The sequence below is a fragment of the Carboxylicivirga marina genome (genome assembly GCF_016612505.1).
In the GTDB taxonomy this organism is placed as follows: domain Bacteria; phylum Bacteroidota; class Bacteroidia; order Bacteroidales; family Marinilabiliaceae; genus Carboxylicivirga; species Carboxylicivirga marina.
Window position 1 is genome coordinate 21,774 of record NZ_JAENRR010000040.1, and the last position, 22,699, is coordinate 44,472.

At 33.9% G+C, this 22,699-nt stretch carries 22 protein-coding genes; 19 read left to right on the forward strand and 3 right to left on the reverse strand.

Annotated features, from left to right (window positions below; translation table 11 throughout):
• The first annotated feature begins 7 nt into the window (after positions 1-7).
• The 3 genes from JIV24_RS15320 to JIV24_RS15330 are packed head-to-tail and all read left to right on the forward strand — an operon-like array spanning position 8 to position 6,072.
• Entirely contained in the window at positions 8-1,033 is a 1,026-nt protein-coding gene (locus JIV24_RS15320; protein ID WP_200465942.1) for a glutaminyl-peptide cyclotransferase, read from the forward strand.
• A 57-nt stretch (positions 1,034-1,090) separates the two neighbouring features.
• The gene (locus JIV24_RS15325) at positions 1,091-4,987 is read left to right on the forward strand and encodes a leucine-rich repeat domain-containing protein (RefSeq protein WP_200465943.1); all 3,897 of its coding nucleotides are present in this window, start codon (positions 1,091-1,093) and stop codon (positions 4,985-4,987) included.
• A gap of 2 nt (positions 4,988-4,989) precedes the next feature.
• Positions 4,990-6,072 carry a glycerate kinase gene (locus JIV24_RS15330; RefSeq protein ID WP_200465944.1) on the forward strand — a complete coding sequence of 361 codons (1,083 nt, stop codon included), beginning with the start codon at positions 4,990-4,992 and terminating at the stop codon, positions 6,070-6,072.
• Positions 6,073-6,458: 386 nt separating this feature from the next.
• Here the strand turns inward: JIV24_RS15330 and JIV24_RS15335 are convergent, their stop codons facing one another.
• A complete protein-coding gene (locus tag JIV24_RS15335; protein WP_200465945.1) occupies positions 6,459-7,433 on the reverse strand; it encodes a helix-turn-helix domain-containing protein in 975 nt (324 codons plus the stop codon).
• A 145-nt stretch (positions 7,434-7,578) separates the two neighbouring features.
• Here JIV24_RS15335 and JIV24_RS15340 point away from each other — a divergent pair, with 145 nt between their 5' ends.
• The 7 genes from JIV24_RS15340 (at position 7,579) to JIV24_RS15370 (ending at position 14,868) form a co-directional block, all read left to right on the forward strand.
• Complete coding sequence (locus tag JIV24_RS15340) at positions 7,579-7,842, forward strand: helix-turn-helix domain-containing protein (protein WP_200465946.1); 264 nt, start codon at positions 7,579-7,581, stop codon at positions 7,840-7,842.
• Positions 7,843-7,848: 6 nt separating this feature from the next.
• Entirely contained in the window at positions 7,849-10,365 is a 2,517-nt protein-coding gene (locus JIV24_RS15345; RefSeq protein WP_200465947.1) for a toprim domain-containing protein, read from the forward strand.
• 160 nt (positions 10,366-10,525) lie between these two features.
• Positions 10,526-11,161 (forward strand): BfmA/BtgA family mobilization protein, encoded by a 636-nt coding sequence (locus JIV24_RS15350; RefSeq protein WP_200465948.1) that lies wholly within the window; start codon positions 10,526-10,528, stop codon positions 11,159-11,161.
• Between the two features lie 3 nt (positions 11,162-11,164).
• Entirely contained in the window at positions 11,165-12,580 is a 1,416-nt protein-coding gene (locus JIV24_RS15355) for a DUF5712 family protein (RefSeq protein WP_200465949.1), read from the forward strand.
• 4 nt (positions 12,581-12,584) lie between these two features.
• Positions 12,585-13,340: a ParA family protein gene (locus JIV24_RS15360; RefSeq protein ID WP_200465950.1), complete on the forward strand. Its 756-nt coding sequence runs from the start codon at positions 12,585-12,587 to the stop codon at positions 13,338-13,340.
• Positions 13,337-13,621 carry a hypothetical protein gene (locus JIV24_RS15365; protein WP_200465951.1) on the forward strand — a complete coding sequence of 95 codons (285 nt, stop codon included), beginning with the start codon at positions 13,337-13,339 and terminating at the stop codon, positions 13,619-13,621. The genes JIV24_RS15360 and JIV24_RS15365 overlap by 4 nt, the downstream gene beginning before the upstream one ends.
• Before the next feature lie 326 nt (positions 13,622-13,947).
• Entirely contained in the window at positions 13,948-14,868 is a 921-nt protein-coding gene (locus tag JIV24_RS15370) for a WG repeat-containing protein (RefSeq protein WP_200465952.1), read from the forward strand.
• 249 nt (positions 14,869-15,117) lie between these two features.
• On the opposite strand, the gene JIV24_RS15375 is transcribed toward JIV24_RS15370, so the two are convergent.
• Entirely contained in the window at positions 15,118-15,879 is a 762-nt protein-coding gene (locus JIV24_RS15375; RefSeq protein ID WP_200465953.1) for a metallophosphoesterase, read from the reverse strand.
• Positions 15,880-16,182: 303 nt separating this feature from the next.
• On the opposite strand from JIV24_RS15375, the gene JIV24_RS15380 reads away from it, so the two are divergent.
• The 7 genes from JIV24_RS15380 (at position 16,183) to JIV24_RS15410 (ending at position 19,428) form a co-directional block, all read left to right on the forward strand.
• Positions 16,183-17,274, forward strand: a complete 1,092-nt coding sequence (locus JIV24_RS15380) for a hypothetical protein (RefSeq protein ID WP_200465954.1) — start codon at positions 16,183-16,185, stop codon at positions 17,272-17,274.
• 56 nt (positions 17,275-17,330) lie between these two features.
• Entirely contained in the window at positions 17,331-17,753 is a 423-nt protein-coding gene (locus tag JIV24_RS15385) for a hypothetical protein (protein WP_200465955.1), read from the forward strand.
• Between the two features lie 299 nt (positions 17,754-18,052).
• Positions 18,053-18,238, forward strand: a complete 186-nt coding sequence (locus tag JIV24_RS22875; protein WP_200465956.1) for an antitoxin Xre/MbcA/ParS toxin-binding domain-containing protein — start codon at positions 18,053-18,055, stop codon at positions 18,236-18,238.
• 15 nt (positions 18,239-18,253) lie between these two features.
• Positions 18,254-18,430, forward strand: coding sequence for a hypothetical protein (locus tag JIV24_RS15395; RefSeq protein ID WP_200465957.1), 177 nt, complete (start codon positions 18,254-18,256; stop codon positions 18,428-18,430).
• Positions 18,430-18,960 (forward strand): DUF6557 family protein, encoded by a 531-nt coding sequence (locus JIV24_RS15400; protein WP_200465958.1) that lies wholly within the window; start codon positions 18,430-18,432, stop codon positions 18,958-18,960. Before JIV24_RS15395 ends, JIV24_RS15400 begins: the two co-directional genes overlap by 1 nt.
• Positions 18,957-19,169, forward strand: a complete 213-nt coding sequence (locus tag JIV24_RS15405; RefSeq protein ID WP_200465959.1) for a hypothetical protein — start codon at positions 18,957-18,959, stop codon at positions 19,167-19,169. The genes JIV24_RS15400 and JIV24_RS15405 overlap by 4 nt, the downstream gene beginning before the upstream one ends.
• Before the next feature lies 1 nt (position 19,170).
• Entirely contained in the window at positions 19,171-19,428 is a 258-nt protein-coding gene (locus tag JIV24_RS15410) for a hypothetical protein (protein ID WP_200465960.1), read from the forward strand.
• Between the two features lie 327 nt (positions 19,429-19,755).
• On the opposite strand, the gene JIV24_RS15415 is transcribed toward JIV24_RS15410, so the two are convergent.
• Positions 19,756-20,118: a hypothetical protein gene (locus JIV24_RS15415; protein ID WP_200465961.1), complete on the reverse strand. Its 363-nt coding sequence runs from the start codon at positions 20,116-20,118 to the stop codon at positions 19,756-19,758.
• A 98-nt stretch (positions 20,119-20,216) separates the two neighbouring features.
• On the opposite strand from JIV24_RS15415, the gene JIV24_RS15420 reads away from it, so the two are divergent.
• Positions 20,217-21,659 (forward strand): tyrosine-type recombinase/integrase, encoded by a 1,443-nt coding sequence (locus JIV24_RS15420; protein ID WP_200465962.1) that lies wholly within the window; start codon positions 20,217-20,219, stop codon positions 21,657-21,659.
• A 101-nt stretch (positions 21,660-21,760) separates the two neighbouring features.
• Positions 21,761-22,411, forward strand: coding sequence for a transglycosylase domain-containing protein (locus JIV24_RS15425; RefSeq protein WP_200465963.1), 651 nt, complete (start codon positions 21,761-21,763; stop codon positions 22,409-22,411).
• Positions 22,412-22,699: the final 288 nt, after the last annotated feature.

Consider the following 22,699-nt stretch of genomic DNA (forward strand, 5'->3'; position numbering starts at 1 on the left):
TAAAGAAATGAAAAATCTACTGATTGTTTTATGTGTCTTGATATGTGCCAGTTGTGGTATATACCTCGAATATCCTCCAAATGGTAATAATCCTCAGTGGCGGATAATAGCATATGATGATACGGCAGTTTACCGTTTGCCAAGTAAGATGCATATTCTGGATTCAGTCAAAAATTTACAATCTGGCAAAGTGCAAATTGTTCAGGATTCATTGGAATTTAAGATTTCTGGAAGAAGATTATCGCCAGGAATTAATGAACTTGATTTGGTGTTTTATTCAGAAGGTAAGAAGCGACGCTCGTATGAGCGTTTGTACATGGTTTCAGACGTTGAACCACTTCAATATAAGGTCGATAATTACAGTTTATTAAAGCATGATGAGAATGCATTTACTCAAGGATTGGTTTGGCACAATGATTTAATGTACGAATCCACTGGATTAGTAGGGCATTCATCTCTGCGAATGCTTAATCCCAAAACAGGTGATATCATTAAAAAGGCTCAACTCAATCCTGAGATTTTTGCCGAAGGAATTGCTTTTTTGAATGATAGTTTACATGTTTTAACCTGGAAAGATGAATTGAGATATGTGTTTTCAGAGGATTTGGAGCAGATTAAAAGGTATTCGTTTAAGCAGGAAGGTTGGGGAATAACAGCTGATAACGATGGTTTTGTGGCTTCTGATGGTACCAATAAACTTTATTATCTTTCTGAAACATTTGAAGTTGATTCAATCAAAGAAGTGTTTAGTCATCGTGGGCCGGTTGCCTATATTAATGAACTGGAATACATTAATGGGCAGGTTTGGGCCAATGTTTTGGGAAGTGATAAAATAATTGTTGTAGAACCAAAGGACGGTAAAGTAATGATGGAAATTGATGTGTCAGAGTGCATTGACCGCCATCAATATCCTGATGCTGGTGTTTTGAATGGGATTGCCTTTGATGCTGATAAAAATAAGGTGTATTTAACTGGAAAAAATTGGCCTTATATTATTGTTTGGCGACCGATGTTCTTTGATAAATCGAATTAATCAACTATGTTTGTTAACATACGTTAACAGTTTTGTAGGGAAAGATTAATCACAAAAATGTCCAAGTCATATCTAATATTGCTTTTGCTGCTATTTGCTTTTTGTAAGCATGTAACTTATTCTCAATCAGTGGAGGAGGAGTTTAAGCTCTTGTTAGGTGTTTTACCTGAACTCGATCAGGATGATGATGGTATCCCTGATGACAGTTTTGTGTATTTAAATCGAAATGGACGTATTACCAAAATTAAAGCTTCTCACATTATTTCATCAGATTCGTTAATAGCTGATTTTTCGTTTTTATCATACTTAGAGCAATTTGATATCTCGAATAACACTATTGGGTATTGTGATATTACATTCGGAAAAAATGCAGCACTTAATGTGTTGAATTTGAGTGAGAATAATCTAGAGGAACTGAAGGTTAATTTTAACGAACTCAATTACCTCCAGGAATTAGAACTATCAGGAAATCGTTTACAAACTTTTATACTGGATTTTTCAAATACTAATAGCCTGAAGCGTCTCAATATCATAAAAAACCAGTTAGATAGTATTTCTCTTGATATTGATCGATTGCCAAACCTGCAAGTTTTGTTATTGAGTTATAATAATATTAAGGCGTTTCATTGCCATTCGTCTAAGCATAATAAACTCCATACCTTGTTTCTAGATCATAATCAGCTGTCAGAGTTTGATAATGATTTGAGTAGTTTCACTGTGCTGAAAGAGTTGAATTTATCGCACAACTTCTTGATTGATTTTCATCCAAACATAAATGGATGTTCATCGCTACAGCGACTGGCCTTGAGTAATAACGAGTTAATCAACTTTGATTTTAACCTGTCGGCCTGTAGGAATTTAACTGGTTTGTATTTGGCATCCAATAAAATTGAATCATTTAGTAGTTCAATTAATGGCTGCAAAAAGTTGCAAGTATTAGATTTATCTTTCAATGAGTTAACAAATTTCGAAGGGAATTTTAAAAATAATCCACAATTATTTAGGTTACTCCTTAACTCTAATCGTATTTCAGATCTAAATCTTGATTTAAGTAATTCTAAAGAGTTAAGAGAGATTGATTTGTGGGGTAATAATCTTTATAAGTTTGATGTTAATATTAATGCCTGTCGAAATCTTGAGGTGCTAAATCTTGGCAATAACAATCTTGAGTTTTTTGCGCCCAGTTTGCGTTACAATACTAAGCTTAATAAATTATTTTTAGGCAATAACCGACTTTCGGTCTTTAATCAACAATTAAATAATCACCATCGTCTTGAAATATTGGTGCTTAGAAACAATCAGATATATGAATTTTCGGCTCAGTTAAACAAATGCATAGCCATTGATCGTATCGATTTATCGAATAATCAATTAAGCGAATTTGAGTATGATTTTAAAACCTGTCCTGAACTTAAGTATGTAGATATTAGCAATAACAGTATTGCTCAATTTCAAATTGATTTTAGAAGAAACTGGAAGCTTGAAGTATTAAAACTTAATGGAAATGCAATATCAGAATTTGAAGCAAAGCTATTTCATTGCCCAAATTTGAAGGTTATTAACCTGTCTGATAACCAGTTGCAAAAATTTGAAATTGATTTGCTTAATCAGGATAAACTAGAAAGCCTCTCGCTGAATAAAAACAAGTTAGAAAGTGTAAAACTTAAGCTTTTTAATTGTCGCGAATTAAAAGAACTTAATCTGGCTCATAACCAATTAGATACTTTTAGTCTTGATTTAAGAGCCAATCATAAACTAGAAACATTAGATGTTTCGCACAATCAATTAAGTCATTTTTCGGATTTAAAAGTCAATGGTTTTCGGACTAAAGTACTTGATTTAAGTTATAATAAACTAAGTCATCCTAATATAAACTTTTACTTATTTCCACAGTTAAGGGAGCTTAACCTAAGGGGCAATTATATTTCGAGGTTTAATTATAATCTGCGCAATAACGAACAGCTGGTCTATCTTGATCTGGGTGAAAATTACATTAGCTTTATCGAGAGCAAATTAAATTATTGTCCACGATTACGATATTTGATTCTTGATAATAATGATTTTAAGCAGTTTACGCATAATCTTGATAGCTGCAAGTTTTTACATACCCTTGATTTAAGTAATAATCGAGTTGAATACATTGGAACGCCAATCGGTAAAATGCGTAAGTTGAGGAATCTTAACCTGGCACATAATCGACTCTACAATATTCCATTTTCTTTTAAAGAGTTAACTGAGCTTAGATATCTGAATCTTAGCTTTAATCAAATTAGCTTTTTAGACAACAACCTTGAATTGTGCTATAACCTTGAAAGAATATTACTTAATAATAATCGTCTGGTACAATTTGATATCGAATTTGATGACTTGTTCTTTCTAAATGAAATTGATTTATCAAATAACGAACTTTTCTTTTTTGTTGCTAACTTATCAAATAGTTTTAATTTACAAAGTCTTGATTTTTCGAACAATAATATCGCACTTTTAAAACTTGACTTAAACGAATGTTGGTTTTTTGAATCGCTCGATGCATCCAATAATATCATTGAACAAGCTTACTTTGACTTTAAAGGTTGCTCTTTGCTTAAAGATATTAATCTTCAGAAAAATAAGCTTAAAACATTGGCGTTGGATGTGGAGTGGAGCTCATATTTAAAGAATCTATTATTGGACGATAATTTATTGAATGATTTGGAATTAAGCTTTTCAATGGGGGTTCAAATGGATTCAATTACGCTAAATAATAATCATTTAGCTGCTGACTTTTTAATTAATGCCCGTCAAACATTTGGAAAAACAGCTACTCATTTTACATACAAAAACCAATATTCACCAGGGTTGTTAAAGTGGCAAAAAGTTAATTCAAATCAAAGTGTATATTCTTTAATTGCACGAATTGATAGCCTTAATATTGATTGGTATTTTAATGATAAACTAGTTAAGAGTAATTCCAATCAGTTAGTGATAAATAACAAGTATAAAGGCCTGATAGAATGCGTGATTAGTCATCCTGACCTGCCTGGTTTAGATTATTCATATCAGGCCTACCTGAATATTGATGTTCCAAAAGAACAAGTGATAGCATTATCCAGTTTTTACAACGAATTACAGGGTGATAAGTGGTATAGTAACGAAGGTTGGAAGCAAATAAAACGCGGAAAACGATTACCAAAATCATTTGTTGCACTTCATGGAATTACTTTTGACAAAGCTGGTAATGTGACTGATATAGAATTGTCTAATAATCATCTGAGAGGATATATTCCAACAGATTTTAAAATGTTCGAGGAGCTGGTAGGGCTTGATGTTTCTAATAATGAAATTGCCGGCATATTAGCTGATGATGTACTAAGTTCACAGTTGGAAAAAATTGATTTATCAAACAATCTTTTTAGCGAGTTTACGAGTAACTTAAGTTCGCTATTTAATCTTAAGGCGTTAGATATCAGTAATAATCACTTAAATGTTTTTAGCCCTGTATTTGCCGATACAACCATGTTAGCACAGTTGGATATTAGTAATAATCGATTAGATTCTATTCGTTACTCTGTTTACTCACCTGATTTACAGTATTTATCGCTCGAAAATAACAACATCCAAAAAATGATGTTAGAATTAACTAACTGTACCAAATTGGATACATTGAATTTGTCGATGAATTACCTAAAGTTTGAGCATTTAACACCTTTACTATATAATTTACCCAAAAAGGTTGGCAAATTAATTACTGGTCAACAGAAAATTATGTATAAATTGGCTTACGATAATGGTGTTGGAGCTGTATATGTTAATGATGTAATGGATAAAACCAATACCATTAAATGGTACAAGGCAGGAGAAGCGGTTAATACCGATAAACCGTACATTGGATTAAAAAGTGAGTACTATCGTGATTATTCTGCATTTATCGAAAATCCATTTTTCCCTGGTACTTCCATTAAAGCTGTTTGGTAGTGATGAATGTTCTTATTGCACCTGACTCATTTAAGGGAACATTAAGCGCAGCAGAAGTGTCTCAAATTGTTAGTACATGCTTATCGGCAAACCAATTTTTTAATATTAAAACGATGCCATTGGCCGATGGAGGAGAAGGTTCTCTTGAACTTATTCAAAATCGATTAAATGTTGAGCGTGTAAATTTAACTTGTTATAATCCTTGTGGTGAATTAGTAGAAGGGTTTTATCTCATACAAAAAGGTATTGCCTATATAGAAGTCGCCAATGTGAGTGGTATCACCCTGGTTAAGTCGGATAAACAGTTACCTCTAAGATTAAATAGCTATGGTACGGGGCAATTAGTTAAACATGCCATCAAACAAGGGTGTAAGAATATTCATCTGTTTTTAGGAGGTAGTGCCACAGTTGATGGCGGTGCTGGAATCATACGTGCGCTTACATCTGGTTCTTTTGCTGAGAAAAACTGGCTGCTTGATGAGTACAGTTTTAACTTACAGCATTTTGCTAATCTTGTAAAAGATATCAACTTTAAAATAATTACCGATGTTGATAATGTTTTACTAGGGCCGAATGGTGCGGCTCGTATTTTTGGTCCTCAAAAAGGGGCCGACAGTACATCAGTTGATAAGCTAGAGTTGGCTATGAGTAAAGTCGTAAAGGAATTATCAGAGTTAGTCGGTACTAATCTAAATACTATTACTGGCCTTGGAGCCGCAGGTGGGATGGCATTACCAATTGTTGCTTTTTCTAGCAAATGGAAAATTGAATCAGGTTCTGATTATTTTAATTCCTTGCTGAACTTTAATGATGCTATCGAGTGGGCAGATGTTGTAATAACTGGAGAAGGTTGTATTGATGAGCAGACTTTAATGGGAAAGGGAGCCGGTAGTTTAGCTTTGATGGCACATAATGCCGGCAAAAAGGTGATTGGTATTGCCGGTTTTGTTAAAAAGCACCCTGAATGTTTTGACGTTATTTTTTCTTCAACAGATCATGAATTGCCTCTACCACAAATAAAACGACAAGCTGAACAAATGCTAAGAAGGGCGGTAGAAAAATTATATGAATATCTGACTCACTAAAAAAGCTTGGTAGTTTAGTGTATTGTTGTGTAGCCTTCCATCTAATAGGATATGTGCAAAATAGACATTCAAGAAGTTTAATAGAATTTGTCTAAATAACTGAAAGTGAAATAATTTGAAGTGTTTGATTTCAAATTATTTCACTTTCTGGTGGAGCTGCGGGGGATCGAACCCCGGTCCAGCACCTTGTTTATTTCCAGATATTTATAATCAAATTAAAGAGCTTTTGTAAAAGCAATTGTCAAACAATTTATAAGTCAGCTTTTACTTATATACTACCTTACTAATTTAAGTAAAAGATTGTACTTTAGCACTGGGTTGTTATAAAGTGTAGATTATCAATTAAATATTCCAGTACTAAAAAAGTACTATTCAGTACAACAGTACTATTCCATGTTTAAAAACTCTTTTACTTGTGCGTGGTTAGCTTTAATGTTTTTATCGTAAATGTTTTTAATTGTTAGCCATTGAGGATTTCTAAATTCTGTATTGGACTCCGATTTGACAAGAGCAATATTAATCTTATCCTTTGAAAAATAAGATAATTCGCACCAGATAATATCGTGAATATTAGTATTTCCTACTTGTAGAAATTTTTTATTAATGCTCTCAGAAATATCTTCAATAACAGGTTGAATAAATAGGGAATGGTCAGGAGTATTGGAGAGAAATACAATAGGTATAGCAGAATTATCACCAATAATTGATATTGCAAAATTCGAGTAGTCATCTCCTCTGCGATAAGTTTCATAGAAGTTTATAGAATTTAGGCTAACGGATGATTTCTCATTAAAAATTTCATTTATCAGGTTTATTACATCTAATTTAGTCTTTATAATAGCATTTTCATATTCCACGCGAATCTTTGCTAAGTTAATGATATTCTTATGTTTATTATATTGTAGTGGTGTAATTCCTGCCAGTTCTCTTTTGTATTGTTCTTTATAAAATAAATCTAAGGGAATATTAAAGAAGCCACAAATAGATAATAATTCTTTTCTATCTATTGACTCAGTTTTTATTTTATCGAGAAATAGCTCCTTTGATATTCCAATAAATAACTCTAAATCTTTGACTGAATAGTTGTGTGATAAAATTACTTCAGGTAAGTCATAGAGATAATTGAAATCTATTATGTCTGTGCTATTTTGTGAGTAATCATCTATTTGGAGCGCCTCGAAAATCTCCCAATTAATTAATTCACACATTTTCAGAAGTAGTCCTATTTTTATGCTGTTTGGAGCTTCTAGCATATTATAAAGTCCACCTCGGCTAACACCAATTTCTCTTGCAATTTTTGAAGTTGATAGTCCTTTTTCTTTTGCCTTTAAAAGAAACTTTTCAGAAAAATTATCTAGCATTTTTATTAAATCTAAATATGAATAAGTGGTATTATGTGATTTATATTTACATTAAAGTGTTTATAGAAATATAAATTCACTAAAATTGTACAGTTAATGCAAATGGGGTTATTTCAAATTCATTAAACAGTTTAAATATACTAAAATGGAAAAGCAATTTAAAATCGTGAATGTTGAGTTTCATGCTCTTGAATCAATGTTTTTAAAAACTCTCGAGAAGTATGATAGAATTAAGGAAAAGAAAGTTAGACATATGAAGTTATATAACAAAAAGGATGCTGCCTTTGAACTTAATATGTCATTCAATACACTTCAAAGGAAAATCAAAGCTGGATTGATTAACACAACATCTGATGGAACACAAATTCCCCAATCTTCAATAGATAACTACCTAAGACAAAATAAATAATATTCAATGCGTGATTTAAAGTCCGAAATCTTATCTGCAACTGATGGTGGCCTTGATATATTCAAAAACCTTTGCCCCAATATACCAGATAATCTTAATAAGAAGTTTAGAGTTCGACCTCCTGATGATGATAAAGATGAGAGTGCTTCTCTAAGGAATAAATTGGGCGTTTATTATCTTACTGATTTTGGTGATGATGGTATCGAGAGGAATGCGATTGATTACTATATGAAACAACACAATGTTGATTTTCCAACGGCTATCAAGAGGCTTGCAGAAGATTTATCCCTAATGAAATCATCAACTCGTAACTCAATACAAAAAGCTAATAAACTTCATGTTGGGGATAAAGATTTAGTTCTTAAGAAATTTTCCAATGATGAACTAGAGTACTTTGGTGATAGAATTACTTCTCAATTATTAAAGCAATATGATATTCATTCGCTTGAAAGTTATGGGAAACTAAAATCAAAGAAGAGATATTTTTTATTCCTATATGGACCTTTTAGTAGTGGTGAAAGTAAATGGTGTAAGGTTAACAGACCTTTTGAAAAGAAAGACAGGTTCTTTCAAGTTGGTCCACGGTTGAGAGATTTCATCTTTGGATTCAAGCAACTTCCTTTTTATTGTGATACCATAATTATTACATCAGGTGAAAAAGATGTAGTCTCGCTAGCAGCGAAAGGTTACCATGCAGTTGCTTTTAACAGCGAAACAGTGAGAATCACAGATGAGCAAATAAGTTTATTAAAGTCGAAGTGTAAAACCCTTTATGTTTTGTATGATATTGATGAAAGTGGAAAAAAGAATGCTAATAAAATTATTAACAAATACCCGTTTATTTTAAAGATTGTATTGCCAGAAGAGCTTAAGAATCATAAAGACTTTCGAGGTAACTCCTCTAAAGATGTGTCTGAATATTTCAGGTATTATTCTCGCAAACAGTTTGATGAACTAATTGACTTAGCAAAATCATCAGCTAATATTAAGGTGAATGTTGATAATTTGGTTTATGTGGACAAGAAAGAACGGCTAAACGTGAGTTTGTTGAGTTTGCTTGAGTCGTTAAATGCAATTTATGTATATAAATACAGGATAGGAGACAAAGAGCAATTTGTTAGAGTAGAAGACGCTGTGATTTATAAGATATCACCGAATGAGTTGAAGGATTTGGTTGTTAATGAAATGAAATTGCAAGGCAAGCGATCTGAATTAGAGAAGCTTATGCGAGGAACCAATTATTATTTTAATCCATATACTCTTTCCAATTTACCTCTAAAGCGTGAATTGCCAGAATTTAAGGGGGAGTTTAAAAAAGAGTACTTTTTCTTTCTTGGTAAAATTTGGAGCATCAATAAGGAGCAAGTGACGGAGCTTGACTATAAAGATTTTCATTCATATATCTGGGATTGCCAATTAATAGATTGGTATCCAGTTCTAGAACCGGATTATTTCAAAATATCAAAGAACTCCAAAGGTACCTACCATCTTGATTATCAAAAAGGATATTGCGATTTTCTTGATTTTATTTATAACACCTCAAATGTTTATTGGGAGAAAGAAGAAACAGAGATCATTGAAGATGAGAAGAATGAAATTTCACTTCATTTTCTTAATAAAATTACGAGTTTAGGTTACTTACTTCATACCGCTAGAGAAGGTAGCCAAAGGAAAGGTGTTATAGCGACTGATTTTGTTGAAAGAAATAAGCATGAAGAGCAAGGAGGGACTGGAAAATCAGTTTATGGTGATGCTCTTATTCAAATGTTACCTACTTATTATCGCGGGGCAAGGCAAAAGAATCTGCTAGACGATAGACATTTGTTAGGTGGTGTTGAATATAGAACCAAGTTGGTTTTCTTTGACGATGCCGGAAAAAGTTTTGACTTCGGATTACTCTATACCTGGATTACCGGGAGGATTGATATCAATAAAAAGTTTAAGGATGTAGTTGTTATGGATCAAGAGCATTCGGTGAAATTCTTTATAACAACTAATTTTTCCATGCTTAGTAAAGGTAAAGCCCATGACCGTCGTGCGCATTTTGTAATATTCTCAGATTATTACAACCTAAATCACCAGCCAATAAATGATTTTGGTCAAGATTTCTTTTCTAAAACATGGTCTTATCAGCAAAGAAATCGATTCTATAACCTCATGGCGCAATGTGTGAAAGCCTACTTTCAATTTGGACTTGTAGAAGCACCAAAACAAAATCTAAAGAGAAATCAGATTAGAGCATCTATTAATGAAGCCTTTCTGGAATGGGCAGAGGAGAATGAGGATTTGTTTGTAGGTCAAAATATTTATAGGCCTGACTTTGACAAGCCATTTATTGCTTCATTATCTGAATACGAAAGAAGAAATATGAGTACAAGAATTATCAAAGAATCTCTAAAACAATATTGCGAATTAAAAGGCCTTCTTTTTAATCCTAGTAAGAAAGGTAAAGATATCAAACGCAATAGCAAAGAGTACTACGAAATACAATTAGCAGAGGGAGGGACTAATGGCAAGCGGTAACAGTAAACCTGTTAATCTTAAGAAGGCTTTACGTTCGTAAAGTATTGTCATCTAGCTAAATAATTGTTTCAATATATATTATCTGTTGCCAAGCGGGATATTATATTGAACATTAAGTCTCTAACAAATAGATGTTTAACTAATACTAAGCTATATTAAAATGAATACTACATTGACGACCACAAATATTGGTAAGGCGGAGCTAAAATCTTTACGAGCCTTGGCAAAACGCCATAACTTGAAACAAGTTGATTTTATAAACCACTCCATTGCCTATTTTAAAAAGACTGGCATTAACCCGGCGGATAAGATATTTTCTCCGCGAGAAGAAATCAAAACTTTATCCAAGAGAGTTGATCAGGTCATTCTATTTATTCGTACCCATGAAGAAAAACACATGACACCGTTGCTCGATGAAATGACGATTGTAAATCGCCGGCTTCAAAGTAGATTGGAAGATCAGGTAACTATGCCATATTTTAGGAAGCTTATCGATATAATGTCTGTTCTTCTTGAAACTACTGAGATCACCCGAAAATCCAATGAAAGGCAGTTTAATAGCTTGAATGAAAAACTCAGTGTATTGCCTTCTCATATATACTCACTTGATGAGAAAGTAGACAAGTTACCTAGTGAGATTAATATGGGAAATCATATGTTGGTTCTGCTTAAACAATTGATAGAACATTTCTATTCATCACTAGAAAATCGGAATACTTTAGGGCAGTTCAAACAAGAGGAAGTTAATCAGTTTAATGCTATTGTACACAAGTTTAATCAAATATTAGGAGGGTAGCTTATGCCGTACATTAAATTTGATACCCCAACAGATGCCAATAAAACCTCGCCTAATGGATTCTTAAATTATATGAAGAAACAGGACCTTGATAGCGGGATTGATAAAGAGTTCTGGTTTAATGAGCTTGAAGATTATATTCCAGACTATCGAATCATTGAGGATATCGAAAGTCAAAAAGGACTTGGAAAGAATGATTTTCGATATTACACTGGTTCCATAAGTTTTTCTCAAGAGGAATTGTCATTTATTGATAATGACATCATGAAATTAAAGGAGTTTGGCAAGCAATTCATTGAAAATGTATACCCTCAGAACTTTAATAAAAGATTATTAGCATCGGATATTAGATTCTATTTGAAACTAGAATCAGATCGTTTTTACAAAGGTTCAGATCGAGAAGTGGTTTCTGGGAAGGTAAAATCCGGTGATAAAAAACCAGGAAATAACCTTCATTTTCACTTTGTAACAGGAAGGAAATCTACTGATGACAAACACAAACTTTCGCCGCTGACAGCCCATATCAACACAACAAGCGGAGCGGTGATCGGTGGTTTTTCTCGTGATAATTTAAAAGAGCAAACAGAGATCCTGTTTGACACCATGTTTCATTATAACCGGCCATTGGAACAGACGTATCGCCATATGAATAATATGAGTCCAGGAAAAGATATCACTAAACGTATGTACTCTATAAAACAAGACACCGACAAAGAGCAGTCGCAGCTAAAATATAATTACCTAAGCAGTGTTGAAAAACAAAAGAAACTGACTGCATTAATGAATTACATGCAACATGGTCAGAGAGATAGTAGCGAAGGAGCTGTATTAATCGATAATAATCAAATATTGAATGAGGCACAAAAACGAAACTTTAACGGTGATGTATATAAAGCTTTGCTCAATATGAATTACAGGCTTAAAAATGACTTTCAGCCAAATCAGGATTTGACACCTTTTATTATTGAGTATGCTCGGTTTGTTAGTGCACCATACGGCAAACTACCAGACTCATTGAAAAAAGATCGTTTCATGAGATTTGGAAAAATAATCAATAATAAACTACCAGATGACAAGAAGCTGGATTTAGAGAAGTTGTTTCGGGTTGAACAGCAAAATCAACTCAACGGTAAAATATATCGGGCATTAGGTGAATTTAATAAGTATTTGGCGACAAAAGAAAGTAAAGGGGATGCTAATGAAACGGTTATTGCGCTTTCTAAAGAGAAGCAGGTGAAGAATATTAATACTCAAAAAGAAAACCAAGAAACTCAATCATCTCCAATAATCAAAACACTATCGTCTCTGTTGAATGAAACCATTATGGGTGATATTAATAATGGGAATTCAAGCTCAGCTTATAAAGAAGAGCTAAAGCCTAAGAAAAAGAAGAAAAAATATAAAGGACCTAAATTTTAATACTATGGGAAAAGCGAAAATCATCAGTTTTATCAACCAAAAAGGTGGTGTTACTAAAACAACATCCTGTATTTCTGTTGCTTCGGCAATGGCCCGAAAGGGCCTTAAAGTACTAGTCTGTGATCTAGATCAACAATGCAATGCTTCAGCATCATTAGGTGTTTTAGAGGCTGAAATAAACGCTTATTCAGTTTTAAAGGGCCAATGTGACCTTGATATCATCAATGTTACAGATAACCTTTATCTACTTCCTGCATCAAACGATTTGGCAGCATTCGATTTAGAAATGTCATCAGAACCAGGTACAGAGTTTTTGTTGAAAGAGGCTCTGCAACCACTCAAGCAAGTCGATGTCATCTTAATTGATTGCTCTCCATCTCTTGGTTTGTTGACTCTAAATGCTTTAACAGCATCTGATAGCTATATTTGTCCTGTTCTTCCTAATCATTTAAGTGTTGCAGGAATGAGTAAGTTGGTGGAAATAGCAGATAAAGTGCAGAGACGATTGAATCCCAGGCTATCCCTTCTTGGGGTGTTATTGAGCCAATTCAACTCACGCAAAATTTTACATCAGGATACAGCGAGTGTAATCAAAGCTCATTTTGGGGATAAGCTTTTTAGAACAGTTATTCGTGAAAACATAAGTTTAGCTGAGGCACCAAGCTCTGGTAAATCTATATTTGATTATGCACCACAATCAAATGGCGCGATTGATTATATGAATTTAACCAATGAAATCCTTGAAAAACTATTACAATGACAAAAAAGAGTTTTACTGGAGGCTTGGACTTATTGCTTCAAGGCTCAAAAAAAAATATCGAATCAGAAAAAAAAGCTGATAAAGATAAAAAACAAGCTAAAACAACAAAAGCCACCTATTACCTTGACTCTCAATTATTGGAAAAAACAAAGATTATAGCTTTTTTTGAACGCGAAAGCATTTCTGATATCATAACCCAAGCGTTGAACGAATACGTTAGCACTTATTCCGATATGAAGCAAGCAGAAAAGCAATACGCTAAAAAGCATCAAAAACAGTAGTTAGGCAGCATATTCAGATTGACGATAACCATACAGGGTAATCTTGTATGGTTATTTTTTATTCCCATTCTACCTATAAATAATATCTTATAATCATACAGTAAACCTGTAAACCTTTTTATTATCTATCTGAATATATGTTCGTTATTGGTTTACAGCTATTGTTTTTTCTTTATGAGTCTTTTAATGATTTGTGTTTAATGGCATTACCATCAATGATGGCACTGCTGGTAGTGATGGCATCACCATTAAGTATGGCAGATACCAACTAAATAGCTATATTTAACAGTCAAATTATTGAAACGAAATAAGATTCTAACCTTCAAATGAAAAAACACCTCTTACTAAGTTTACTTTGTATATTCATTATTAGTGCAGTTGCCCAAACATCAGATAACACTTATCACTTCAAATTCAAGAAAGGTAAATACTACCTGGTACATCCTAATGGAAAAAAAGTAAAGTGCGATCCTTTCACTTTTGCTTCATCCTTTAGTGAAGGTTTGGCCGTAGTGGAGAAAGACCTTGAGTTTGGTTATATCGACTCTATCGGACAGATGGTGATTGACTACCAATATTACGATGCCGGACCATTCATTAATGGAATTACCTACGCTGCTAAAGATGGAAAATATGGCTATATCAATAAGAGCGGGCAATTTATTGTAAAGCCTCAATTTGATTTGGCTTATTCTTTTGAAGAAGAGCATGGCATTGTCAAAGGTCTTAATCCAGATACCGTCATTTATGGCCCTTCTCCAATGATAAAAGGATTGGTAACAAAAGAAGGACAGCTAATTGGTGATGCGCTTTATACCTCCATCCTGAAAGAGGATATGCACTTCAGAGCTTATAAAGGGGATTCACTGTTTCACATAGCTTTTGATGGAACGAAAAAGTTTATCAATGCAAATATTGAAGTGCATAAGGATTCATTGTTTGAGGTTGTAGAAGAAATGCCTGAATATCCAGGTGGAGAAATGGGGCTTAGACGATTTATTGCCACAAATGTACGATACCCAATAGGAGCGCAACAACATGGCGTTCAGGGAAGATGTTACATCACCTATGTCGTTGATGAAACTGGTGATATCATTGACATTAAACCGGCTATGCCTGCACCACCAATACTAATGAACGAAAGCTTAAGGGTTATTGCAGTCATGCCTAAATGGAAGCCTGGTAAGATAGATGGAGAACCGGTTAAAGTTAGTTATACCGTACCGGTCAATTTTGTGCTTCAATAAAAATATTTGAAGATAAAAATTAGATGATTCCATCTTGCCGAAGTTGATATGTGGGGAAGTGGGGTAAAGGGTTTATAAGAAGCCTTTATTTGACTATGAGATGGTATTAATGGCTTTACCATCCCTAATGGTTTAGATGGCAGAGATGGCTCTAATGGTAGTGATGGTATAGATGGCATTGTCAGCATTAATATCAACGTTGAAACCTCAAATGAATCGATTTTGCTAGTATAAAAAAACTTGCTCTAATTAAACTGTAAACCAAGCTGCATGCCTATTACTATGATGCTCACCCCAATCAACATAGCCCAACTGGTTAGTCACTAATTTAGTGTCATTAATATTAGTCTCCGGCATATTGGCATGGTGATGCCCATAAATCCAATAATCAACATCCCAATCATGTATCAATGAATATTGCTCAGAAACAAAGGCCGAGTTGATATCTGAATTGCGATAACACTCTGGATTACATATTTGAGTTGGAATATGATGCGTTGCAACCACCTTCTTTTGTGCCTTGGAAGCAGGTATGGCTTTTTTCAGAAACGATAAACTGTCTTCATGAAGCTGATTAAAGATTTTATAGTTCAGTCGATTGCCACGATACTTAATCTGGTGAAAATCACCCACGCCATGCTCAACTCTTAATGATTTAGATTCCGGAATGTTCGACCAAAGTACTGTAAAGAAGAAGTCAATATCTTCAATAGATATAACTTGATTGTTAACCAGAAACACATTCTCCCTTATGCCCTCAAATATGGGTTTGTCTAATATTCGTAGATCCTTTCCTGAATAGAATTCATGATTACCAGGAACGTAATACACTGCTTTGAAATGCTCCGAAACGTAATCAAAGAACGAATGCTTAAAGTGCTTTTTGCCCCAATAGGTAACATCTCCAGCCAGAATCAATATATCACCAACCGGTTTTATCGGATTCTTGTGCAGGAACAAGCTATTTTGAGCAAACTCAAGATGTATGTCAGAGCAATATTGAATGGACATAAGGGTAAAGCAATATTTAATGTATATGATTAGGCTAAAATAGCTAATCAACATTAATAGTTGAGTCGATTTTACTATTTTTGAACTGACATAATAGAATAAATAATTGCGTTACTGACGCTTCTCCTCAGAAAAACCGCCAATTTTAAAGAGTACGAGAAGTCAGGAAGTGAACGCACCTTATATGGGTGTGTTCCTTTCGCTTATTTGGTGTACTCTGGTGCTTGGCGGTGCCTTCTGAGGCTAAATATAGTGGAGGTTCACACCCACCTTGTTTTCATGGGTGTTGAAAAGAACAAGCCTATGGAAGAATACAAAACCATCGAACCATCAGGAATTTCCGGATACTTATCCGGTCTTAGTGATGAGCAAGTAAATGAAGTTTTAGCCTTGTATCATCAAAATAAGGTTAAGATATCGGATATCATTCAGCAATATAACCTTGAGGAAATCTATATTGGTGATTTCAAGAACCATCTTCCATCATCTGTTTGCAAGGATTATGTATGTCCTGATTGCCTGGTTTACTCATGGGAAAAACCTAAAGGAAGAGGAGAGCTATCCATTCCTTTTTGTCCTAAGTGCCAAACGTACATGTATTCAGAATATGATGCAGAAACGATTCATACAGAAAGGGCGCTAAAAGAAGCACAGATAAAGAAACTCAATTTACAACCGGTAATATACCGAGGTGATACACTGCCTTTTCAGCTTATTACCCAAGAGCGATTTTTAAATTTAGATTTTGAATCAAAGGTATTCATCGGGGCAATAGCTGCTAATTGTAAATCTGCGAATACCGGATCAGTTCCAAGCTGGCAAATCAAGAAGATGAAGTTCTACCCATTACCAGCATTGCAGAACGAAATAATGAATCGCTTGAATTTCATTAATAATGGTGTTGACCAGGTAAATATTGAGATTGATAAAGGTCTGGTGAAAGCATTACAGGAACCTGTGAATCAACTCGAAAGTACGATGCAGGAACGATTGGATTTATGGAAAAAGATAGCATTTGCAGAAGTAAGTGAAATTTTCGAAAACCAGATGCATGAATGTGGATTCTATGGATATCAGGATGAAAATACCGACCAGGTTCTGTATCCTTTACTTGAAGATTATTCTGTCGCACAAATATACAATGTCATTTGGCGCTCTGTGAAAAAGGCTGCTACAGAATATGCCAAAACAGAGAATCGGGCATATGCAGCAAGTACAGTATTAAAATATTGTCTGAAACATATTGCCTATAAAGAAGAAAATGAGGAAGTAATTGATAATTACAATCGTCATCCATATTGTCGGCAATCAAAAATATCACAGTATTATTTCGATTCAGTATTAAAGATTGGTGATAGTGGTTTTGAAAAAGCACCTTCTCAAGATTATTTATAATCACCATTATCGTAATTGATACTTACACACATTTAAATTTATATAACTCAAAGATTATGAAAAAGGTATTATTATTAATTTCGATTGTATTTGTTTGTAGTTCAACCATTGCTCAAACAGCAAAAGAAGACTACTCAAAAATTTTAAACATTGAATTAGGAAAGGATTTTGAAGGTAAGACAGTCACAATTGATGCTGAATTTTTCGGATTTGGAATGGCTAATATGAGAAAGCCAAATAAATTCAAAGTAGGATACATGCCTTTCAGATGTAAAGAAATAGATGGAGAGCCTTTGAAGAATGGTTTTGGGGGAGAAACAGGTGATTTCTTTTTTATTAAAAAGAAAAATGAGTCTACTAACGTTGTTAAGAACCTGAAAAAAGGAGACAAAGTCACCTTAACAGGAGAAGTCTTCATAAACAACAATTTAGGCTACAAGCAGGCGAACTTCATTGTTTATGAAATAACTAAGTTCTAGTAAGTAGCAGAGTATTATCAGACAGGACTTTTAGGGAATTCGCTAATGGTCGTTTAAAAATATCATGAAGGTTATTGCCTTCAACTTTTTGGTTTTCCGGGAGGCAACGGCCTCCCTTTTAGTATCTTTACTTAGAGTAACCATTTAATATGAAAGATTTTAGAATAAAATAGGAAACTGTATTTTCTGTTGGAATAACCAGAAAAGAATATGCTAAAATTCTTCATATTAGTTCGTCTTCATTATATCGATACCTGAATGAACAGCAAAGGGTACCAGCCAAGTGCCTTGAACGGGCAATGTTGGTTAATGGTATTGTTATTAAAGGAATATCAACCTTTATCGATAAGCAGAAGTTCTCTTGTTGGCTTCATAAACCCAATATAGCACTTAGCTCTAAGCCGATTGACCTGCTACTAACAGAACTGAATATAAAGAATGTTGATGCAATATTAAATAGAATAGAATACGGAATATTTAGTTGAAAATACATGTTTGCTATGCCAAAGAAAAAGTATAAACTCGATAAACTTCTGGAAGGAATTACCGATGAAAACCTTCATGAAGAAATTTTCACAGGTGAAGATGTAGGACGAGAATGGCCTAAAGATGACACTGGATTAGAATCTGGGCTAAAGAAATATCAGGATGAAAAGAATGTTTCAAAAAAAAGATAATGACACTTAAAGATTTAACTACTCATTTTGAATGGCCTGAACTTGAAAAACGACTTCTTAAACTATATTCAGATCAGAAAGATAGTATGGAGGGATTTAAGGAGGCTTATACTAAGTTAAAGTCACTACAACCTATCAAATATGGGATGACAATACTTGTTACTCCAACAAAGGAGGATTGGGATGAAATGGAGTATGCTCATGTAAATGCACGTTACACGATTCCTAAAAATGAGGAACAAAAGGGAATGACTTATTCGTTAATGGTCACTCCTTGGCCTAAATGGCTTGGAATGGAGGTTTCAGAGGAGGCTTTCGCCAATTACGGAAAACTAGACACTCTTGCGCATATCTTATGGGAAATGACCTTCGTGGGTTATAAAGAAGAAAGTGTAACTGAATTTGAAAAAGAGCTAGTACTGCAGAAACTTGAATGTGAAGAAATGCCTAAAGAGGAGCGAAATACATTGGAAGTAAATGTAGAAGAGTGGCTTAAGAATAATAATGATGATGAACCTGAAGCTGAATGAGAGAACGAGATTTTGAAATAACATGCACAAAAAATGAAAATGGCATTCATAATGACACCATCATTAAACGTTGGTTTGCCTCAGATTGGTATTACTGCCCATACTGCAGAGTGTTGTTTGATGAAAACAAAAATGTAGTCGATATTCCCTCAGCACCAGATGAAATCATAGAGTTGGTTAATCGAATTGATAAGCAACAACCCAAATGAAATGAGAACACAAAAAGACAGAGACTACGCCAAAAAACGCAAGAAACTTTGGGACGCATTTGATTGGAAATATGCTTCAACAAATGCCCTTAGCAAAAATCACTCTCTGAGATGCGGTTGCAAATGGTGCGCAATTGAACGATATCAAAAGTGGTTTAGAAATAAACGCAATCGTATTGATGCAAGAGAAGCCCTTTCTAATGTGAATGATTTGCGAATTTATGAGGTGAATAAAGAAGTAAAAAGTTTTAAATTATAGGCAATTGTATCTTACCATAAGGAAAATTAGAAGCTACTATTACACATTGGGTAATTTAAAAAAAAATACATTCGACAGGTAATTAGTAGGCTACACTATTTGGCTTCTAACGTTTAGGTTGTGATTGATTATCAAATGTGAAATATTCTATAACCTTATAGGCGACGATAGCTTTCATTTTTTTTAAATCATTTGTCATAATTTTTAGAAAAAGCAATAGAATATTTTCCTAATTAAGTATCTTCAAAGCTGTAATAAAAAAAGATAATACTCTCAGGCTGTGACTGAGCAGGCGAAGCTATAGGGTTTGATATTGAAATATATGGGTTAATCATTCATATAATCTTGTTTCTGAACAATGACAACTTTACCCGCCTCAAGTGCTGGCGTATAGCCATAATCATAACAAAAGTAATATAGATTACCTCCTTTGCTTTTCCAGGAGTGCGTTAGATGTTTAAAATCCATGCCTAGTTTTATGAGAAACTCTTTGCGAACGGTTGCTTTTCCCTGAGGACAGGCGGTTCTAAGAGCACTTCGATTAGCCCTGAGTTGCTTATTAATATTGCGAATGTATGTTTCAATGGAAGATGTAGACTGATTATGGTAGGCACTCTTACATTGAGTATTGCAGAATTTTTTATCAATTCTGCCTTTCAATCCATTGTTGCAAAATAGGCATGTATTCATCTTCTTATCTGTTAAGGTTTTATTAAACGTTTACTTTCATTTCTATTCGTTTATTAGACTGATAATTTATTGGTTTTTTACGTTCTTGTCAAGAAAAAATGAAAGCCCTTCCTGTCATCTATTTGAACCATCGCGAAAGCCAGCAAAGTAATCTGTGTGTATTGTATTTTAAGCAAAATGATACCATCCTGAAGCGAATAAGACAGAATGGATGGATAAAATGGAATTCAGAGTTCAATGCATTTGCAGCCCCTTCAAATCAAAAGACGATCGGCCACCTGATTGATGTTTTTGAAGATATTGCAGAGGTAAACCATTCTTATTATCATGCCAGATTAAAAGAGAATGTTGAGCAGGTTGTTATTGGAGATACACACTACTTTACAGGTGTTTTAGAAAAAATAGACAAACTAGGGTCCGTAACCCTTGTGCCTTACAAAACTGAATTTCATCGGTGTATTGTTATTAGCTTTAAAAGCAATAAAGATGTATTTAAAGTACTCAGCGATTGCCAGTCGGCCAATTGGAACAAGCAGGTAAGAGCTTTTGTATTGCCACCAAACAAAAGTGTCATTATACGATTTCTGGAAGAAGTAACAAGTCAGTTAAGGGTAAAACTGCATAATGAATTAACAATTGCAGATTATAGAATAATGCAACTACTATTTGAGCAGGCATACCATAAAAACCTATACTTCAAGAGTTGTCCGATAGAGTTTATCAAATTTATGCAGTTGAAAGCCTATAGCTATAACACCATCAATACATATTATTACTATGTACTCCGGTTACTCAATTGTTATCGACAAAATAGTTTGACACAAATAAATGCCTTTGATTCAGATGTGATTAATGACTACCACAAAAAAATGATAGGAGAAAAGAACTACTCAGAACAGACCATTAATCAAAGTGTGAATGCGATAAAGCTATATTTCAAGGGCTACCTAAAACGTGAAATGCAGCTTGAAGAAGTTATTCGACCCAAGGTTGGCAAAGTGTTGCCTAAGGTATGGAGCCAAGAGGAAATCGAACGTATACTGAATAGTATTGAAAACATAAAGCACAAAACTATACTGTCTGTTATTTATGGTAGTGGTCTGCGAATTGGAGAAGTGCTGAAGTTGCGCATTGAAGACATAGATTCAAAGCGAATGCGTATGCGGATTTTGGGTGCTAAAGGAAAAAAAGATAGATATACCATCATAGGTCAATATACACTAGAACTGCTTAGGCAGTATTATAAAGAATATAAACCTGATAAACTACTCTTTGAAGGTCAGTTTGGAGGTCAGTACTCCACAACCAGCATTAGCCGTATCTTATTTAATGCTATTAAGAAGAGTGGAGTGCCTAAGCGAGGTGGTGTTCATTCTTTACGTCATAGTTTTGCCACACATTTACTAGAGTCAGGTACCGATCTTCGTTATATACAAGAGCTTTTAGGTCACAATTCAAGTACAACAACTGAGATTTACACCTATGTCAGCAATAAGCATATTGAGCAAATTAAAAGTCCTATTGATAGGCTTTTGTCCTAAAATATTTAATTTAGAATAAATAATTAACAAGTGACAAATTGGATATATCGGCAATGCACATGCAGATACAGAAGAGTTGGCCATAATACAAAATAGCACAATTGAAGTTAGTATTTAAAATATCTGTAAGTGTACTTATAGTTTTGACACTTGTTTTAATTTATAGTTATTTTCATGTGAAAAGTAGCTGGAAATCATTCACGTCGGAAAGGACAATTCTTGATTTATCTGAGACCATAAAGAAAGAAAAACCTCTACCTGTGTATTTTTATGAATTGTATAGTGTCGACAATAGTATTTCTCTTAACAATAATCACAAGAAATATTTGTTGAAAAATTTATTTGAACTTAATAAGTCCTTTGAGAGTCAATTTTCGACACCTCCAAGTCAGAATGTTGCTAAATATGTTGGAGTAAGAATCAGAGAAAACAGAGACAGAAAAAAACAAAGACGAGATTATTTATTTTATGAATTTTCTTTGACTTGGAAGCTTGAGGGGTTAACTAATCAATATGAATGTTTGAATTGGCTTGCAAGAAACTATGAATTTGTATATGACAACAAAGGAGTAGAGGATGCGTCGTTATATTTTTATCAAAAGACCTTAGAGGAATTGGACACATTGGAAATGGCATCAATGGTAATTATGATGAGAAATCCTAGTTTATTTAATCCTGTAAGAAGAGACGAATTAGTGAAAACAGAGTCTTTAAAGTTGATTGATAAGTTAGAACGTATAAAGGAACAATAAAGTACTATGGCCAACAATAAATAAAGGGCATAGGCTGTCAGAATAAATTTGGGCGAGCTGCTCTTTTAATAAGTTCGCCGAAGCTTTTGCTTCGGCTAGTGAAAAGTATAAATATATAACCAAATCAAAAGCTTCGGCTTAGTGGGGTTTCGAAGGTTAGATTTTTCAAAATCAGCCTACGTCCCCTTATTCAAAACGTTGCCTGCAATTAAAAAATAAATCTTAGAAATGAATATAGTTCAAGTATTTTTTGCAATCCTATTGATAGGACCAGTATTATGGGGATTG

What these genes read in the sequence shown, in the direction of transcription:
- JIV24_RS15320 (WP_200465942.1), top strand. Translation starts at nt 8, where the DNA reads ATGAAAAATCTACTGATTGTTTTATGTGTCTTGATATGTGCCAGTTGT.
- JIV24_RS15325 (WP_200465943.1), top strand. Translation starts at nt 1,091, where the DNA reads ATGTCCAAGTCATATCTAATATTGCTTTTGCTGCTATTTGCTTTTTGT.
- JIV24_RS15330 (WP_200465944.1), top strand. Translation starts at nt 4,990, where the DNA reads ATGAATGTTCTTATTGCACCTGACTCATTTAAGGGAACATTAAGCGCA.
- JIV24_RS15335 (WP_200465945.1), bottom strand. Translation starts at nt 7,433, where the DNA reads ATGCTAGATAATTTTTCTGAAAAGTTTCTTTTAAAGGCAAAAGAAAAA.
- JIV24_RS15340 (WP_200465946.1), top strand. Translation starts at nt 7,579, where the DNA reads ATGGAAAAGCAATTTAAAATCGTGAATGTTGAGTTTCATGCTCTTGAA.
- JIV24_RS15345 (WP_200465947.1), top strand. Translation starts at nt 7,849, where the DNA reads ATGCGTGATTTAAAGTCCGAAATCTTATCTGCAACTGATGGTGGCCTT.
- JIV24_RS15350 (WP_200465948.1), top strand. Translation starts at nt 10,526, where the DNA reads ATGAATACTACATTGACGACCACAAATATTGGTAAGGCGGAGCTAAAA.
- JIV24_RS15355 (WP_200465949.1), top strand. Translation starts at nt 11,165, where the DNA reads ATGCCGTACATTAAATTTGATACCCCAACAGATGCCAATAAAACCTCG.
- JIV24_RS15360 (WP_200465950.1), top strand. Translation starts at nt 12,585, where the DNA reads ATGGGAAAAGCGAAAATCATCAGTTTTATCAACCAAAAAGGTGGTGTT.
- JIV24_RS15365 (WP_200465951.1), top strand. Translation starts at nt 13,337, where the DNA reads ATGACAAAAAAGAGTTTTACTGGAGGCTTGGACTTATTGCTTCAAGGC.
- JIV24_RS15370 (WP_200465952.1), top strand. Translation starts at nt 13,948, where the DNA reads ATGAAAAAACACCTCTTACTAAGTTTACTTTGTATATTCATTATTAGT.
- JIV24_RS15375 (WP_200465953.1), bottom strand. Translation starts at nt 15,879, where the DNA reads ATGTCCATTCAATATTGCTCTGACATACATCTTGAGTTTGCTCAAAAT.
- JIV24_RS15380 (WP_200465954.1), top strand. Translation starts at nt 16,183, where the DNA reads ATGGAAGAATACAAAACCATCGAACCATCAGGAATTTCCGGATACTTA.
- JIV24_RS15385 (WP_200465955.1), top strand. Translation starts at nt 17,331, where the DNA reads ATGAAAAAGGTATTATTATTAATTTCGATTGTATTTGTTTGTAGTTCA.
- JIV24_RS22875 (WP_200465956.1), top strand. Translation starts at nt 18,053, where the DNA reads ATGTTGGTTAATGGTATTGTTATTAAAGGAATATCAACCTTTATCGAT.
- JIV24_RS15395 (WP_200465957.1), top strand. Translation starts at nt 18,254, where the DNA reads ATGCCAAAGAAAAAGTATAAACTCGATAAACTTCTGGAAGGAATTACC.
- JIV24_RS15400 (WP_200465958.1), top strand. Translation starts at nt 18,430, where the DNA reads ATGACACTTAAAGATTTAACTACTCATTTTGAATGGCCTGAACTTGAA.
- JIV24_RS15405 (WP_200465959.1), top strand. Translation starts at nt 18,957, where the DNA reads ATGAGAGAACGAGATTTTGAAATAACATGCACAAAAAATGAAAATGGC.
- JIV24_RS15410 (WP_200465960.1), top strand. Translation starts at nt 19,171, where the DNA reads ATGAGAACACAAAAAGACAGAGACTACGCCAAAAAACGCAAGAAACTT.
- JIV24_RS15415 (WP_200465961.1), bottom strand. Translation starts at nt 20,118, where the DNA reads ATGAATACATGCCTATTTTGCAACAATGGATTGAAAGGCAGAATTGAT.
- JIV24_RS15420 (WP_200465962.1), top strand. Translation starts at nt 20,217, where the DNA reads ATGAAAGCCCTTCCTGTCATCTATTTGAACCATCGCGAAAGCCAGCAA.